At 72.5% G+C, this 15,541-nt stretch carries 14 protein-coding genes; 12 read left to right on the top strand and 2 right to left on the bottom strand.

The genetic code is table 11. The features are described 5' to 3' along the window. Window positions 1-124: 124 nt before the first annotated feature. From K330_RS22725 to ybaK, 3 genes are all read left to right on the top strand, one after another. Window positions 125-856 (top strand): HNH endonuclease signature motif containing protein, encoded by a 732-nt coding sequence (locus tag K330_RS22725; RefSeq protein ID WP_156875769.1) that lies wholly within the window; start codon window positions 125-127, stop codon window positions 854-856. Between the two features lie 41 nt (window positions 857-897). Then, complete coding sequence (locus K330_RS0110110) at window positions 898-1,359, top strand: Lrp/AsnC family transcriptional regulator (RefSeq protein ID WP_029202534.1); 462 nt, start codon at window positions 898-900, stop codon at window positions 1,357-1,359. A gap of 85 nt (window positions 1,360-1,444) precedes the next feature. Continuing rightward, window positions 1,445-1,936, top strand: a complete 492-nt coding sequence (gene ybaK / locus K330_RS0110105) for a Cys-tRNA(Pro) deacylase (RefSeq protein ID WP_022921715.1) — start codon at window positions 1,445-1,447, stop codon at window positions 1,934-1,936. A gap of 137 nt (window positions 1,937-2,073) precedes the next feature. Here ybaK and K330_RS0110100 read toward each other — a convergent pair whose 3' ends face one another. Together K330_RS0110100 and K330_RS20520 are read right to left on the bottom strand one after the other, a co-directional pair. Further along, window positions 2,074-4,437 carry an ATP-binding cassette domain-containing protein gene (locus K330_RS0110100; RefSeq protein ID WP_022921714.1) on the bottom strand — a complete coding sequence of 788 codons (2,364 nt, stop codon included), beginning with the start codon at window positions 4,435-4,437 and terminating at the stop codon, window positions 2,074-2,076. A 100-nt stretch (window positions 4,438-4,537) separates the two neighbouring features. After that, on the bottom strand, window positions 4,538-5,998 hold the full coding sequence (locus K330_RS20520; protein ID WP_022921713.1) for a KamA family radical SAM protein: 1,461 nt from the start codon (window positions 5,996-5,998) through the stop codon (window positions 4,538-4,540). Window positions 5,999-6,095: 97 nt separating this feature from the next. Between K330_RS20520 and kdd the strand changes: the two genes are divergently transcribed. The 9 genes from kdd to K330_RS0110050 all read left to right on the top strand — a co-directional run bounded on the left by kdd (window position 6,096) and on the right by K330_RS0110050 (window position 15,507). Beyond that, window positions 6,096-7,175: an L-erythro-3,5-diaminohexanoate dehydrogenase gene (kdd, locus tag K330_RS0110090; protein WP_229665814.1), complete on the top strand. Its 1,080-nt coding sequence runs from the start codon at window positions 6,096-6,098 to the stop codon at window positions 7,173-7,175. Further along, window positions 7,172-8,737: an amidohydrolase gene (locus K330_RS0110085; protein WP_022921711.1), complete on the top strand. Its 1,566-nt coding sequence runs from the start codon at window positions 7,172-7,174 to the stop codon at window positions 8,735-8,737. The genes kdd and K330_RS0110085 overlap by 4 nt, the downstream gene beginning before the upstream one ends. Then, complete coding sequence (gene kamD / locus K330_RS0110080; protein WP_022921710.1) at window positions 8,738-10,351, top strand: lysine 5,6-aminomutase subunit alpha; 1,614 nt, start codon at window positions 8,738-8,740, stop codon at window positions 10,349-10,351. Next, window positions 10,348-11,127 carry a lysine 5,6-aminomutase subunit beta gene (kamE, locus tag K330_RS0110075; protein WP_022921709.1) on the top strand — a complete coding sequence of 260 codons (780 nt, stop codon included), beginning with the start codon at window positions 10,348-10,350 and terminating at the stop codon, window positions 11,125-11,127. Before kamD ends, kamE begins: the two co-directional genes overlap by 4 nt. Next, entirely contained in the window at window positions 11,124-11,555 is a 432-nt protein-coding gene (gene kal, locus K330_RS0110070; protein ID WP_022921708.1) for a 3-aminobutyryl-CoA ammonia lyase, read from the top strand. Before kamE ends, kal begins: the two co-directional genes overlap by 4 nt. Before the next feature lie 466 nt (window positions 11,556-12,021). Next, a complete protein-coding gene (gene lnt / locus K330_RS0110065) occupies window positions 12,022-13,551 on the top strand; it encodes an apolipoprotein N-acyltransferase (RefSeq protein WP_022921707.1) in 1,530 nt (509 codons plus the stop codon). Further along, the gene (locus tag K330_RS0110060; RefSeq protein ID WP_029202531.1) at window positions 13,548-14,345 is read left to right on the top strand and encodes a polyprenol monophosphomannose synthase; all 798 of its coding nucleotides are present in this window, start codon (window positions 13,548-13,550) and stop codon (window positions 14,343-14,345) included. The genes lnt and K330_RS0110060 overlap by 4 nt, the downstream gene beginning before the upstream one ends. Then, window positions 14,342-14,887 carry an FxsA family protein gene (locus K330_RS0110055; RefSeq protein WP_029202530.1) on the top strand — a complete coding sequence of 182 codons (546 nt, stop codon included), beginning with the start codon at window positions 14,342-14,344 and terminating at the stop codon, window positions 14,885-14,887. Before K330_RS0110060 ends, K330_RS0110055 begins: the two co-directional genes overlap by 4 nt. 260 nt (window positions 14,888-15,147) lie before the next feature. Further along, window positions 15,148-15,507 (top strand): RNA polymerase-binding protein RbpA, encoded by a 360-nt coding sequence (locus K330_RS0110050; protein ID WP_022921705.1) that lies wholly within the window; start codon window positions 15,148-15,150, stop codon window positions 15,505-15,507. The last annotated feature ends 34 nt before the right edge of the window (window positions 15,508-15,541 follow it).

The following is a 15,541-nucleotide window of genomic DNA, read 5'->3' as shown; positions in this document are numbered from 1 at the left end:
CACCGGCCCACCCCGAGACACCGATCCACCGCGTGACCGACGGGGGCGGCGGGGCGCGGTCGGACAGGTCCTGGGGGTTCCCGGAGAGGGGTTCATCACTCCGGAGCACGCTCGGGTGCTGGCCATGGCGCCGGGCACGACGCTGGTCCGGCTGCTGACCGACCCCGCCGACGGACGGCTGATCGAGCGGAGCATCGCCTCCTACCGTCCCGATGCCGACATGCGTCGCCAGGTCCGTGCCGCCGACGTGACCTCCCGCGCCCCCGGCAGCCGCATCCCCGCGGCCCGCTGCGACCTGGACCACGAGCACCCCTTCGCCGCAGGCGGTCCGACCAGCGAGAGCAACCTCAACTGCAAGGACCGCCGCGTCCACGGCTTCAAGACCAAGGGCTGGTGGCGCACTGTGATGGCTGCCAACCGGGACGTCGCGTGGACCACCCTGCTCGGCCAGTCCGAGACCACCCGCGCCCACGACTACCGCCAGTACCTCGACGCCCGCGCACCTCTGGACCCCGACCAGCGTCAGGTGCATCCCTCCCAGCGGGACGACCACGCCGAGCGCCTCGACCTGGCCGGCCAGGCCCTCTACGCCGCGCTGACCCACCGCGACCCGCATTCCACCCTGGCCGCCCCCGACGACGCCCTTGGCGCCACCGACCACGACCCATCCCTCGGCGGATGGGTCTGGGTCTCGCACACCAACCCCCACGGCATTCGCCGCCACGGCCCACCTCCCGACCGCCCCACCGTCGCCGAGATCCTCGGCATCCCGACCGACGCCGCTTCACCCGAGGCCGACACGGTGCCTGACACCCCCTGGACCCACCGCGACCCCGACGAGCCCCCACCCTTCTGACACGCACGGATCCGGCAGGCCGGCACAACTACGCTGTGGCCATGGAGCCCCTCGACCGCCACATCGTCCAGACCCTGGCGCAGGACGGGCGCATCTCGTTCGCCGACCTCGGACGCCAGGTCGGACTGTCCACCTCGGCGGTCCACCAGCGGGTCAAGCGGCTGGAGGAGCGGGGAATCATCAAGGGCTACCGTGCCGTCATCGACTACCCGGCCGTGGGCCTGCCCATGACCGCCCTGATGTCGGTCACGCCGTTCGACCCGTCGGCACCGGACGACATCCCCGAGCGGCTCGCGGACATCGAGGAGATCGTGGCGTGCTGGTCGGTGGCCGGCGACGAGTACTACGTGCTGCTCATCCGGGTCGGTCGCCCGCAGGACCTCGAGGAGCTGCTCGCCCGGATCCGGCAGCAGGGCTCCTGCTCCACCATCACCACGATCGTGCTGTCCACCCCGTGGGAGGACCGGCTCGGGTCCCTGCCGACGGACGACTACGCACTGTGACCGTCAGCCCCACTCCTGCCTGACCCGGCTCCACCCTGCCTCACCCGGTCCCACATTTCGGCCTGCCGACCCATACCCTCTCCTCGTGGGCAGGAAGAGGACGACGGGTGGCACCCCCGCCACCGTGTCGCTGGACCGGGCGGGCGTGCGCTACGAGGTGCGCCCCTACGAGCACGACCCCTCGGCGACGAGCTACGGGCTAGAGGCAGCCGAGGCGCTCGGGGTGCCTCCCGCGCAGGTCTTCAAGACCCTGCTGGTGGAGACCGACAAGGGTCTGGGCGTCGGGATCGTCCCGGTGGACCGGCTCCTCGACCTCAAGGCCATCGCTGCGGCGCTGGGAGCCAAGAAGGCGACGATGGCCGAGCCGTCCGTCGCCGAGCGGGTCACGGGATACGTCGTCGGCGGGATCAGCCCGGTCGGGCAGAAGAGAACGCTTCCCACGGTGCTCGACGAGTCGGCGCTGGAGCACGGGACGATCCTGGTGAGCGGGGGCAAGAGGGGGTTCGACCTCGAGGTGAGCCCCGATGACCTGCTCGACGTGGTGCGGGGAAGAACCGCCGCCATCGCACGCACCTAGCGAGGCGCGCCACGGGCGCTGCTGGGCACGTGCAGCAAGCCGAGGCGGGCGACCGTCCTCAGCACCTCCTCGACGGCGCCGGCGCTTCACGGTCGTCGAGACGGGGCCGCGAGGACGGCCAGGTCCGGCAGGTCGTGTCAGGCGCCGACGTACTCCGCGAGGTGCCGCCCCGTGAGGGTCGAGCGGTCCGCGACCAGGTCGGCCGGCGTCCCCTCGAAGACGACACGGCCGCCCTCGTGGCCCGCTCCCGGCCCGAGGTCGACGATCCAGTCGGCGTGCGCCATCACCGCCTGGTGGTGCTCGATGACGATGACCGACCGGCCGGCCTCGACGAGGCGGTCCAGGAGCGCCAGCAGGGTCTCGACGTCGGCGAGGTGCAGGCCGGTGGTCGGCTCGTCCAGGATGTAGGTCTGGGCCTTCTCGCCCATCTGGGCGGCGAGCTTGAGGCGCTGCCGCTCACCGCCGGACAGCGTGGTCAACGGCTGGCCGAGCGTGAGGTAGCCGAGCCCGACGTCGACGAGGCGCTGCAGGATCGTGTGGGCGGCCGGGATGCGCGCCTCGCCCTGGCCGAAGAACGTCTCGGCCTCCAGGGCCGGCATCTCGAGCACCTCGCTGATGTTTCGCCCGCCCAGGGTGTAGTCGAGCACCGAGGCCTGGAAGCGCCGGCCCTCGCACTCCTCGCAGGGCGTCGTGACTCCGGCCATCATGGCCAGGTCGGTGTAGATCACCCCGGCCCCGTTGCAGACAGGGCAGGCGCCCTCGGAGTTGGGGGAGAAGAGGGCGGGCTTGACCCCGTTGGCCTTCGCGAACGCCTTGCGGATCGGCTCGAGCAGGCCGGTGTAGGTCGCAGGGTTGCTGCGGCGCGACCCCTTGATCGCCGCCTGGTCGACGACGACGACGCCCTCGCGCCGTGCCAACGAGCCGTGGATCAGCGAGCTCTTGCCGCTGCCCGCCACCCCGGTGACCGCCACCAGGACCCCGGTGGGGATGTCGACGTCCACGTCCTGCAGGTTGTTGGTCGCGGCACCGCGGATCTCCAGCGTCCCGGCGGGCGCGCGCACCGAGTCCTTGAGGCGGGCGCGGTCGTCCAGGTGCCGTCCGGTCAGCGTGCCGCTGCCGCGCAGCCCCTGGACGGAGCCCTCATAGACCACCTCGCCGCCGTGGGTGCCCGCCCCGGGTCCGAGGTCGACGACATGGTCGGCGACCCCGATCATCTCCGGCTTGTGCTCGACGACCAGGACGGTGTTGCCCTTGTCGCGCAGCCGCAGCAGCAGGTCGTTCATCCGCTGGATGTCGTGCGGGTGCAACCCGATCGAGGGTTCGTCGAAGACGTAGGTGACGTCGGTGAGCGATGACCCCAGGTGCCGGATCATCTTGGTCCGCTGGGCCTCACCGCCCGAGAGCGTGCCGGAGGGACGGTCGAGCGAGAGGTAGCCCAGCCCGATCTCGACGAAGGAGTCGAGCGTCTCCCGCAGCCCCTTGAGCAGGGGCGCGAGCGACGGCTCGTCGAGCTCGCGCACCCACGCCGCCAGGTCGCTGATCTGCATCCGGCAGGCGTCGGCGATGCTGATGCCCCGCACCTTCGAGGACCGGGCGCGGTCGTTGAGCCGGGTGCCGTCGCAGTCGGGGCAGGTGGTGAAGGTGACGGCCCGGTCGACGAAGGCCCGGATGTGGGGTTGCATCGCCTCGCGGTCCTTGGACAGGAAGGACTTGGTGATCTTGGGGATCAACCCCTCGAAGGTGACGTTGATCCCGTCGACCTTGATCTTGGTCGGCTCCTTGTGGAGCAGGTCGGTCAGCTCGCGCTCGGTGAAGTCCTTGATGGGCTTGTCAGGGTCGAAGAAGCCCGAGCCCCGGTAGATCCGGCCGTACCACCCGTCCATGCTGTAGCCGGGGATCGTCAGCGCGCCCTCGCTGAGCGAGAGCGACTCGTCATAGAGCGCGGTGCGGTCGACGTCGGTCACGTTGCCCGTGCCCTCGCACCGGGGGCACATGCCGCCGGCGACGCTGAACTCGCGGCGCTCCTTGACCTGCTGACCGCCCTTCTCGAGGGTCACGGCGCCGGCACCGGTCATCGAGGCGACGTTGAACGAGAAGGCCTTGGCCGACCCGATCCGGGGCTCGCCCAGCCGGCTGAAGAGGATGCGCAGCATGGCGTTGACGTCGGTCGCGGTGCCGACGGTGGAGCGGATGTTGGCCCCCATGCGCTCCTGGTCGACGATGATGGCCGTCGTCAGCCCCTCCAGCAGGTCCACGTCCGGGCGTGCCAGCGTCGGCATGAAGCCCTGCACGAAGGTGGAGTAGGTCTCGTTGATCATCCGCTGCGACTCGGCGGCGATGGTCTCGAAGACCAGCGAGCTCTTGCCCGACCCCGAGACCCCGGTGAAGGCCGTCAGACGCCGCTTGGGCAGCTCGACGCTGACGTCCTTGAGGTTGTTCTCGCGCGCCCCCTGGACGCGGATCAGGTCGTGGCCGTCGGCGGGGTGCTGGGAGGTCGTCACGCCCCGTGAATCTACACGCGAGCACCGACGAGACGCCGGGACGATCGTGGCCCGCGACCCGCACCGGTCGGTGGGGTCGCGGGCCGGCTGGGGTATGCCGTCAGCCGAGCTGGTCGACCGACGCCTGGCGGGAGGCGCGCGCGTGCTCGTAGGCGGCCTGCTCGGCACCGTCGTGGTGCTCGGCGGTGTGCTGGCGCCACCACTCCTGGCCGCTGGCAGGCAGGGTGTCGATCGGGTCGTAGTAGACGTACTCGGCGCTGGTGACGTCGACGTCCTCGCCCTCGATCGAGGTGCGGTAGTTCTTGCGCCAGTAGGAGATGCCGCGCTCGGTGTCGTAGGTGTCGACCTGGTGCACCCAGCGCTTGCCCACGAACGGCACGTCGCAGACGATGCGCGGCGTGGAGAAGCCGGGCAGGTAGCCCAGCAGCGAGTGCTGCAGGTGCTGGGCGTGCGAGAGCGAGACGCGCCAGTGCTCGCTGAAGGGGATCATGTCGCACATGTAGAAGTAGTAGGGCGTGATCATCGCGTCGTCGGCCAGGGCGAAGCACAGGTCGAGCAGCTGCGGGACGGTGTCGTTGACACCGCGCATGAGCACGCCCTGGTTGCGCACGTCCCGGATGCCGGCGTCGAGCATGGTGCGGGAGGCCTGGGCGACCAGCGGGGTCACCGACTGGGCCGAGTTGACGTGGGTGTGGATGGCCAGGCCGACACCCCGGGCGCGGGCCTTCTGCGCGACCCGCGCCACGCCCTCCACGACATCCGGGGCGAGCCAGTGCTGCGGCATACCCATGAGGGCCTTGGTCGCGAGGCGGACGTCGCGGATCGACTCGATGTCGAGCAGCTGGTCGAGCCAGGCCTCGAGGTTCTTCCACGGCATGTTGGCCACGTCGCCGCCGGAGACGACGACGTCACGCACGCCGGGGGTGGCGCGCAGGTAGTCGAGCATCGCCGTGTGCCGGTCGACCGGCTTGCCCGCCAGCTTGAGCTTGGTGACCTGGGGGGTGGAGTTGCCGACGAGATCCATGCGGGTGCAGTGGCCGCAGTACTGCGGGCACGTCGGGAGCATCTCGGCGAGCACCTTGGTCGGGTAGCGGTGGGTGAGGCCCTCGGCCACCCACATGTCGTGCTCGTGCAGCGAGTCGCGCGTGGCGTAGGGGTGGGAGGCCCAGTCGGTGCGCCGGTCGGAGAAGACCGGCAGCATGTAGTGGCGCACCGGGTCGGCGTAGAAGGCGCGGGTGAACTCCTCGCCGGCGGCGGGCATGCGCCCGTCGGCCCAGGTCACCTCGCTGACCATGGTGTTGAGCATCTGCGGCGGGACGAGCATCGACATGGTCGCGCGCTCGGCCTGGTCGCGCTCGAGGTCGGCGTAGAACTCCTCGGTGAGGAGGTCGCCCATGACGGTGCGCAGCTGGCGGATGTTCTTGACGCAGCTGACCCGCTGCCACTGCACGTCGGCCCACTGCTCGGCGGTGATCTCCCGCCACCCGGGGAAACGGGTCCAGTCGGGCTCGACGAGCTCCCGGCGCGCGTAGAGGTAGGGCTGCTCGATCTCGACACTCATGCGTGGCAGGATACGGACATCATCCTGTCAAAGTGAAGTCTCACCGCAAGATGTCCCGAAAAAAGATCGTTCAGGAGGAAATATGACGGTCCGCGCCGTGACGCACTCCCCGTTCGGGGTGCACCGCGTGCTCGACCCCACGGGGGAGCGGGTGACGCTGCCGCAGGCCGCGCGCGTGCTCGACCCCTCGCCCGAGACCGCCCCGGACGAGGTGCGCATCGACGTCGAGGTGCTCAACCTCGACGCCGCCTCCTACCGCCAGCTGCGCGAGAAGCACACGGGCGCGGACGGCGTCGACGGGGGCGCGGTGCGCCAGGAGGTGCTCGACATCGTCGCCGTGCGCGGCAAGATGCAGAACCCCGTCACCGGCTCAGGCGGCATGCTCATCGGCACGGTGGCGCAGGTCGGCCCGGAGAGCCCGCTGGGCCTGCAGGTGGGCGACCGGGTCGCCACCCTCGTCTCGCTGTCGCTGACCCCGCTGGCCATCACCGACGGCCTGGCCTCGTGGGACGGGATGTCCGAGCGGGTGCCGGCGTCGGGGCACGCCATCCTCTTCGGCCGCTCGATCGCCGCGGTCCTGCCCGACGACCTCGACCCCGAGCTCGCCCTCATGGTCATGGACGTGTGCGGCGCGCCCGCGCTCGCGCAGCGCGTGGTCCAGGGGTATGTGGCGCGAGGGCACGTGCCCTCCGTCGCCGTCCTGGGTGCCGCGGGCAAGTCGGGGTCGCTGTCGCTCGCGGCGGCCCGCGACGCCGGGGCCGGACGTCGGGTGGCGGTCGTGCCGGACGCGCGCGAGGCGGAGCTGCTGCGCGGGACCGGCCTGGCCGAGGAGGTCGCCGTCGCGGACGCGCGCTCGCCGCTGGGCCTGGAGGCCGCTGTCCGGCAGGCCGGGGGACCGGTCGACGTGACGGTCGTGTGCGTGGACGTCCCCGGCTGCGAGCAGCCGGCGATCATGGTCACCGCGCAGGGCGGCACCGTCATCTACTTCTCCATGGCGACCAGCTTCGCCGCCGCCGCGCTCGGGGCCGAGGGCCTGGCCGCCGACGTCACCATGCTGGTGGGCAACGGCTACACGCCGGGGCACGCCGACTACGCGCTCTCGTTGCTGCGCGGCGACGACGCGCTGCGCGGCCTCTTTGAGTCGCGCCTCGCGGCAGAGCAGACTGGGCCCGCGTGAGGACTCTTCTGCGCGGTGGTGTGGTCGCGGCGGCCGACGGAGCAGCGGCGGCCGCCATGCTCGTCGAGGACGACCGGGTCACGTGGCTCGGGCCCGACGACGAGGCCCCGGGGGGCGACACCGTGGACGAGGTCGTCGAGCTGGGTGGTGCCCTCGTCACCCCCGGCTTCTGCGACGCGCACGTCCACCTGACCATGACCGGCCAGGGCCTGGACGGTGTCGACCTGTCCGGCACGTCCTCGGTCGCCGAGGCGCTGCGGCTCGTCGAGGACGCCGCCCGGCGCACCCGCGGCCGGCCGATCTACGCGCACAGCTGGGACGAGACCCGGTGGGCCGAGCAGCGCCCCGTCACCTCCGCCGAGCTCGACCGGGCCTCCTACGGCGGGGTCGTCTACATGCCGCGCGTGGACGCGCACTCCGCCAGCGTCTCCACGGCGATGGCGACGATCGCCCGTGCCCGTGACCTCGACGGCTGGGATGGCGTGGGCGTCGTGCGCCGGGACGCCTTCGCCGCCGTGACCAACGCCTTCACCTCCTCGATGACCCCCGCGGACCGTGAGCGTCACCTCGAGCTGGCCCTGCGCACGGCCGCCCGGCGGGGCCTGACCCTGCTGCACGAGACCGGGGCCTCCCACCTGACGAGCCACGACGACATTCGGCACGTCCTGGAGGCCGGGCAGCGGCCCGACGTGCCCGACGTCGTCACCTACTGGGGCGAGCTGGCCGACGACTCCACCACCGCGGCTGAGCTGGCCGAGTTCCTCGGCGTGCTGGGCCTGGCCGGCGACCTGTGCGCCGACGGGTCGTTCGGGTCCTTCACCGCCCACCTGCAGGAGGCCTACGCCGAGGAGCCGCACACGGGCTACGGCTACCTGACGGCCGAGCAGGTCCGCGACCACGCCGTCGCGTGCACCCGCGCCGGCCTGCAGGCCGGCGGTCACGTCATCGGTGACGCCGCCCTGCGGACCATGGCCCAGGGCTTCCGCGCGGCGGCCGACGTGGTCGGCCTCGAGGCGCTGCGCGCGGTGCGGCACCGCTGGGAGCACGTCGAGCTGCCCGACCCCGACGTGGTCGCCACGATGGCCGAGCTCGGCATCTGGGCCAGCGTGCAGCCCATGTTCGACGGCCTCTGGGGCGGGGAGGACGGCATGTATGCCGCACGCCTGGGCGTCGAGCGGGCGCTGCGGGCGGTGCCGCTGCGCACCCTCCTCGACGCGGGGGTGCACGTCGCCCTCGGCTCCGACAGCCCGGTGACGCCCCTCGGCCCGTGGGCGGCGGTCCGTGCCGCCGCCTGGCACCACAACCCCGGCCAGCGCCTCACCGTCGCCGAGGCGGTCGCGGCCCACACCCGCGCCGGCTACGAGCTGGCCGGACGCGAGGGTGGCGAGCTGCGCGTCGGCGCGCCGGCGACCTACGTCGTCTGGGACGACGGCTCCGGGCACCCCGTCCGGACCGACCCCGCCACCGGCCTGCCCGTCCTGGACGCCCCCGACCACCCCCTGCCCGTGGCGCGGCGCACCGTCGTCGCCGGCGTCACCGCCTACCAGCGAGAAGGAGCCTGAGTGAGCCCCACCACCGTCGCCCCGCCCCCGCGGCTGGAGCTCGATCCCAGGGTGGTGCGCAAGGCGCGCACCCTGGCCCGCCGCCTCGGTCGGCCCGTCGTCGACATCGCCCGCAGCCACACCACGGTGTCGGTCGAGAGAGCCACCCTGCGGCTGGCCGGGCTGGCCGGTGCCGACCACGAGCGCGTGCCGTGGGTCAACCACCTGGTCGACGCGGTCCGCGACCAGGTCGGTCTCGAGCACGGCGTGACCACCCCGGTGTGGGACGCGCTGCGCCGCGACGAGGCGCCCGACCTGCTCACCCTGGCCCAGAAGGCGTCCGCCGGCTCGGTGAGCTTCCGCATACCGGAGAAGAAGGGTGAGCTCAGCGGCGCCCGCCGGGCCGCCCGCGCCGCGGTCCGACCCGGGCTGCAGCGCATCGACCGCCAGCGCGCGGCGCGCGACCGGCTGGTCGGACGCCTGGGCGACCCGCCGCAACGGCCCTGGGTCTACCTCATCGTCGCCACCGGCGACATCTACGAGGACATCCCGCAGGCGCAGGCCGCGGCGCGCGAGGGCGCCGACGTCATCGCCGTCATCCGGTCCACCGGCCAGTCGCTGCTGGACTACGTGCCCGAGGGCGCCACCCGCGAGGGCTTCGCCGGCACCTACGCCACGCAGGAGAACTTCCGCCTCATGCGGGCGGCGCTCGACGACGTGAGCAAGGAGCTGGGCCGCTACGTGCGGCTGACCAACTACGCCTCGGGCCTGTGCATGCCGGAGATCGCCACGCTCGCGGGCCTGGAGCGGCTCGACATGATGCTCAACGACTCGATGTACGGCATCCTCTTCCGCGACATCAACCCGGTCCGCACCTTCGTCGACCAGCGCTTCTCGCGGCAGATCCACGCCCGCGCCGGCATCATCATCAACACCGGCGAGGACAACTACCTCACCACCGCCGACGCCGTCGAGGCCGCGCACACGGTCACCGTCTCCCAGCTGATGAACGAGTACTTCGGTCGCGAGGCGGGCCTGGAGGACTGGCAGCTGGGCCTGGGCCACGCCTTCGAGATCAACCCCGACCTGCCCGACTCCTTCCGGATGGAGCTGGCCCACGCGCTGCTGGCCCGCCAGCTCTTCCCGGACGCCCCGCTGAAGTGGATGCCGCCGACCAAGCACATGACCGGCGACATCTTCAAGGGCTACCTGCTCGACGGCTTCTTCAACCTCGTCGGCGCGATGACCGGTCAGTCCATCCTCCTCGTGGGCATGATGACCGAGGCCGTCGTCACGCCGTTCCTCTCCGACCGCGACCTGGCCCTGCAGAACGTGCGCTACGTGCAGCGCGCCGCCGGCGGTCTCACCGAGGACTTCCACCCGCCGCGTGACGGCTTCATCCAGACCCGCGCCCGGCAGGTCCTCTCCGAGGCCGTGGAGCTGCTCGAGAAGATCACCGACGAGAAGGTGGCGAAGGCGTCCGGTTCCACCCCGCTGCTGGAGGCCATCGGCGACGGCACCTTCGGCCTGATGAAGCGACCCAAGGACCAGGGCAAGGGCCTGGACGGGGTCGCCCGACGGGCCGACGGCTACGACAACCCCGCGACCACGATGCTGGAGGAGGGCACCCGATGAGCGAGCAGCCCACCGTCGTCCGCCCCTACGGCGACATGACCGGCGACGGCATGGTGCAGGTCTCCTTCACCCTGCCGGTCCCGCACGACAAGCGCGCCGAGGGCGCCGCCCTGCAGCTGGCCGGCAAGATGGGCCTGTCGCCGGCGCTGCTGGTGCACGCCAAGGCGATGGGACCGAGCCACACCTTCTTCGTCGTCTACGGCAGCGTCACCCACCTCGTCGACCTGTCGGCCGTGCAGGTCGTCGAGCGCGACTTCCCGCTGCTGTCGGCCAAGGACGTCAACACCACGATCAAGAAGCGGCTGCGCCGCCCGCTGGTGGTCGTCGGTGCGTGCATCGGCACCGACGCGCACACCGTCGGCATCGACGCGATCCTCAACATCAAGGGGTTCGCGGGGGAGAAGGGCCTGGAGTACTACTCCGAGATCCACGTGGTCAACCTCGGTGCGCAGGTCCTCGTGCCCGATCTCGTCGAGCGCGCCCGGGAGGAGAACGCCGACGCGGTGCTCGTCTCCCAGGTCGTCACCCAGCGGGACGCGCACATCCACAACACCACCCAGATGTCCGCCGCCTTCCGGGAGGCCTACCCCGCGGGCACGGTGCCGCTCCTGATCGCCGGCGGGCCCCGCTTCGAGGAGGGCACGGCCGCCGCCCTGGGGGTGGACCGCATCTTCGGCAAGGGCACGACCCCCTCGGAGGTCGCCTCCTACCTCGTGCACGCCCTGACCGGTGACCAGCCGCGCGGCGCCCGCCAGACCGAGAGGACCAGCGCATGAGCACCCCGTCCGTCCAGGGCACCCCGGCGGGGCGGCCGGCCGTCGTCGGCATGGGCGTCACCCACGCCCGCTACGTGCCGTTCTCGCACGCCCACTACGCCGGCAACCTCGTCGACGGCGCCTACAGCCTGGCGCTGTTCGGCGACGTGGCCACCGAGCTGTGCATCCGCACCGACGGGGACGAGGGCCTCTTCGCGTCCTACTCCGACGTCCAGTTCCTGGCGCCGGTGCGGGCGGGCGACTGCCTCGAGGTGCGGGCACGCCTCGTCCGGGTCGGGTCCCGCAGCCGGGAGATGGAGTTCGAGGTGCTCGTCACCGCACGCGGGGCCGACGACCCCTCGCGCGGCGTGTCGGCCGCGGACGTCCTGGAGCCGCCTGTCCTGGCGACACGGGCGCGGGGGACCGTGGTGGTACCCCCGCCCGCGTGAGGTTCGTCACGCGGGCCACGACCCCGTGCGCGCCGCCGGCACCCCGACCCCCGGCGCACAGGTGGCTCCCAGGGTGCGTCGTGTGACGCCTACCCCACCCGCCCCGGCGTGTCGTGCGTGACACGCCGACATCAGGAGAAACTGACCCGCGGGTCACCCCGGTTCCTCCGCCGCTGACCAGCGCATTCAAGCGTCTAAGCAGGTCAGCGGGAGGGTTGACAGCGGGTGTCCGCCCGACCTACGTTGCATGACGTCCCCGTGACACGTCGAAGACGTACCTGGGGGTGCCAGGGCCCCGCGCACCGAGTAGACAACGGAACCGAGGACGGCCGCCAGCCGCCACGGACCGGCCCCAAAGGTGCCGGGGCCCGGCCGCACCCCCGCGTACGGGCGCGGCACCGAACCCTACCGGTGCCGCCACGACGTGCCGGGGTCTTTCCCTGTGCGCGCACGTAGGCTGTGCCCCGTGCTGCCTCACCGCCTCCTGCTCGCCCTGCTGGGCGGGGTGGCGCTCTGGCTGGCCTTTCCCGGGTATGACGTGTGGTGGCTCGCCGTCGTCGGCTGCGGCGCCCTGGCGCTGGCCACGGCGGGGGCGCGGTGGTGGGTCGGGGGCCTAGGCGGGCTCGTGCTCGGCCTGGCGTGGTTCACCCCGATGTTCACCTGGGCCTCCACCTACGCCGGGGCGGCCCCGTGGCTCGCGATGAGCGCCGCCTCCGCCCTCTACCCGGCAGCTCTCGGGGTGCTCCTGACGCTGCTGCAGCGCGGGGGAGCGGTCAGACCCTTCGTCGGGGCCGCCGCCTGGGTCCTGATGGAGTACGGGCGCGCCGTCACCCCCTTCGGCGGATTTCCGTGGGCCCGCCTGGGCTTCAGCCAGGCCGACTCCCCGATGCTGGGCGCCGTCAGCCTCGTCGCCGTCCCGGGCCTGGGCTTCCTGGTGGCCCTGGCGGGCGGGTTGCTGGCCCTGACCGTGCAGCGGCTGGCCGACCCGCGACACGCCCGGCCCCGGGCGGCCCTGGCGGCCTCGGTGGCCCTCCTGGCCCTCGTGCTCGCGCCGCTGCTGGTGCCCCGCCCCACGGCCGGGGAGCCGCTGCGCGTCGCGGCGGTGCAGGGCGACATCCCGGAGGGTTACACCCGCACCCTGACGGCGGACCGGGGAGAGATGCTGCGCCGCTACACCGACCGGACCACGGACCTGGCGGAGCAGATCGAGGAGGGCGCGGCGCCATACCCCGACGTCGTGCTCTGGCCCGAGGGCGCCAGCGACCTCGACCCCCTCCACCCCGAGCACGGGGAGGAGGTCGAGCGACGCATCATGGAGGCGGTCGACGCGGTCGACGCTCCGGTGCTGGTCGGGGCGACCTCGCGCCAGGGCGGGTCGGCGCCCTTCAACATGCTGCTCAGCTATCTGCCCGGGAAGGGCCTGGACGGGACCTACGAGAAGATCTACCTCGCCCCCTTCGGAGAGGTGATGCCGCTGCGTCCCCTCATGCGCCACCTGAGCCCGTGGGTGGACCGGATCACCGACTTCGCCGCGGGGGAGGAGCCGGGTGTGCTGACCGTGCCGCTGCGCGACGGGGGAGAGGTAGAGCTCGGCCTCGGGATCTGCTTCGAGGTGGTCGTCGACCCTGCGGTGCGGGACGTGGTCACCGGGGGAGCCGAGCTGCTCGTCGTGCCGACGAGCAACGCGTGGTTCGGCGAGGGCGACCAGGCGGTGCAGCACATCGCCGCCTCGCGCGTGCGTGCCGTCGAGCACGGGCGGTCGGTCGTGCACATCAGCAACGTCGGCGTCTCCGGCCTGATCAGCCCGGACGGCACGGTGCACCAGCGGACCGGCCTCTACACCGAGGCCACGCTGCTCGGTGAGCTGCCGCTGCGCTCGGAGCAGACCCTGGCCGTGCGCACCGGACCGTGGGTCGTGCCCGCCGCCGGGCTCGTGGTGCTGCTGGGGATGCTGTGGCGGCCCGGGCCCCGCCCGGCACGTAGGCTGCCCCGGTGACCCCGAGCCGGCCCCCCGTGGAGCGCGTGTGCGTGTGCGTGCCGACCTACAACGAGGTCGGCAACGTGGAGATGATCGTCGGCCGCATCAGGGCGTCGGTCCCGGCGGCCGACGTGCTGGTCCTCGACGACAACAGTCCCGACGGCACCGGCCAGGTCGCCGACCGGTTGGCCGCCCGCGACGCGCAGGTCCACGTGCTGCACCGCCCCGGCAAGGAGGGCCTGGGCCCGGCCTACCTCGCGGGCTTCCGGTGGGCCCTCGAGCGGGGCTACGACGCCGTGGTGGAGATAGACGCCGACGGCTCCCACCGGCCCGAGCAGCTGCCGGCGCTGCTGGCGGCCGCGGCTGACGCGGACGTCGTCATCGGCTCGCGCTGGGTGCCCGGCGGATCGGTGCACAACTGGCCGCTGGACCGCCGGGTCCTGTCGGTGGGCGCCAACACCTACGCCCGGCTCGCCCTGGGCATCCCGGTGCGCGACGCCACCGCGGGCTACCGGGTCTACCGGGCGGCTGCGCTGGGCTCGATGGACACCGACGCGGTCGCCTCGCAGGGCTACTGCTTCCAGGTCGACCTGACGCTGCGCGCGCTCGACCGCGGCCTGCGCGTGGTCGAGGTCCCGGTGGCCTTCATCGAGCGGGAGGTGGGCACCTCCAAGATGGACCGGTCGATCGTGCGGGAGGCCGCGGTGCGCGTGGGGGTATGGGGTGTGCAGCGCCGGGCCCGGCAGCTGCGGGAACGTCTCGGGCGCGCAGGGCGTTCCACCGGGTGGCACCACCTGGAGGAGAACACGTGACCGCTGCACCCACCTCGCGACGCCGGCCCGGCATCCTGCGCTGGCTGCTCGCCGCGCTGATCCTGCTGCCCCTGCTCGAGATCGTGGTCCTCGTCGCCGTCGGACGCTCGATCGGGCTGCTGTGGACGGTCGGGCTGCTGGTCGCGATGGCGCTCGTGGGCGCCTGGCTGGCCCGTCGCGAGACGGGGCGCACCGTGCGAGCCCTGCAGCGGGCGGTGGAGTCGGGGCGGATGCCCGCGGACGAGGTGACGGACGCGATCCTGGTGATGGCCGGCGGCTTCCTGCTCATCCTGCCGGGGTTCCTCAGCGACGTCGTCGGACTGCTCCTGGTGCTGCCGTTCACGCGCCCGCTCGCCCGGCGCCTGCTGCAGGTCCTGGTGGCGCAGCAGGCCCTCCGTCTGGGCGGGACACCGGGCGGACCGGCCCGGTCCCGTCGCAGCGAGGCTCCGGGCAGGGGGCAGGTCATCGAGGGCGAGGTCGTCGCCGAGGAACCTGCCCCGGGCACCGCACCGGGGGAGGGGCCGTCCCGGCTCGGGCCCTGAAGCCTCTGTGTCGGCCTCCGCGCCGCCGCCCTCCGCGCCGGTCTGCGCGTCCCGCGCGCGGCGCGGTCCGACTGGCTCCCCGCGCCACGGCTGGCTATCATGGAACGTCACCCCTCCTCTGCGCGCCGTCCGGTGACGGCCGGTCCTGCAGCGTGCACCGGTGGGAACACCGTGGCCACGGACCGCGTTCTACTCCGTGACGTCACGTCACACGACCGACCGAACGAATTCTCCGTGTCCTGGACACGATTGGAGTGCACATGGCTGAGAGGTCCCTGCGCGGCACCAACCTGAGCTGGCTGTCTTTCGAGAGCGACGAGGGAGTCACGTTCAGCGAGCGCCAGATCACCCGCTACGTCTGCCCGGACGGTCACGTCAGCGAGCTGCCCTTCTCGGTCGAGGCCGAGATCCCGCCGCTGTGGGAGTGCCGCTGCGGGCTGGACGCCAAGCTCGTCGACGGGCCCGAGCCCGACGTCAAGCCGTCCAAGCCCCAGCGCACGCACTGGGACATGCTGCTCGAGCGCCGCTCCATCCCTGAGCTCGAGGAGCTGCTCGAGGAGCGCCTGGAGCTGCTCCGCACCCGGCGCGGCGAGAAGCCGAGCCGCAGGCGCAGCGCCTGACCCACCGCATACCCGACGGCCCCGACCTGCCCAG

Source organism: Ornithinimicrobium pekingense DSM 21552 (assembly GCF_000421185.1).
Taxonomy (GTDB): domain Bacteria; phylum Actinomycetota; class Actinomycetes; order Actinomycetales; family Dermatophilaceae; genus Ornithinicoccus; species Ornithinicoccus pekingensis.
Note: the sequence above shows the minus strand (reverse complement) of the source record. Positions and strands in the feature narration are given on the sequence as shown.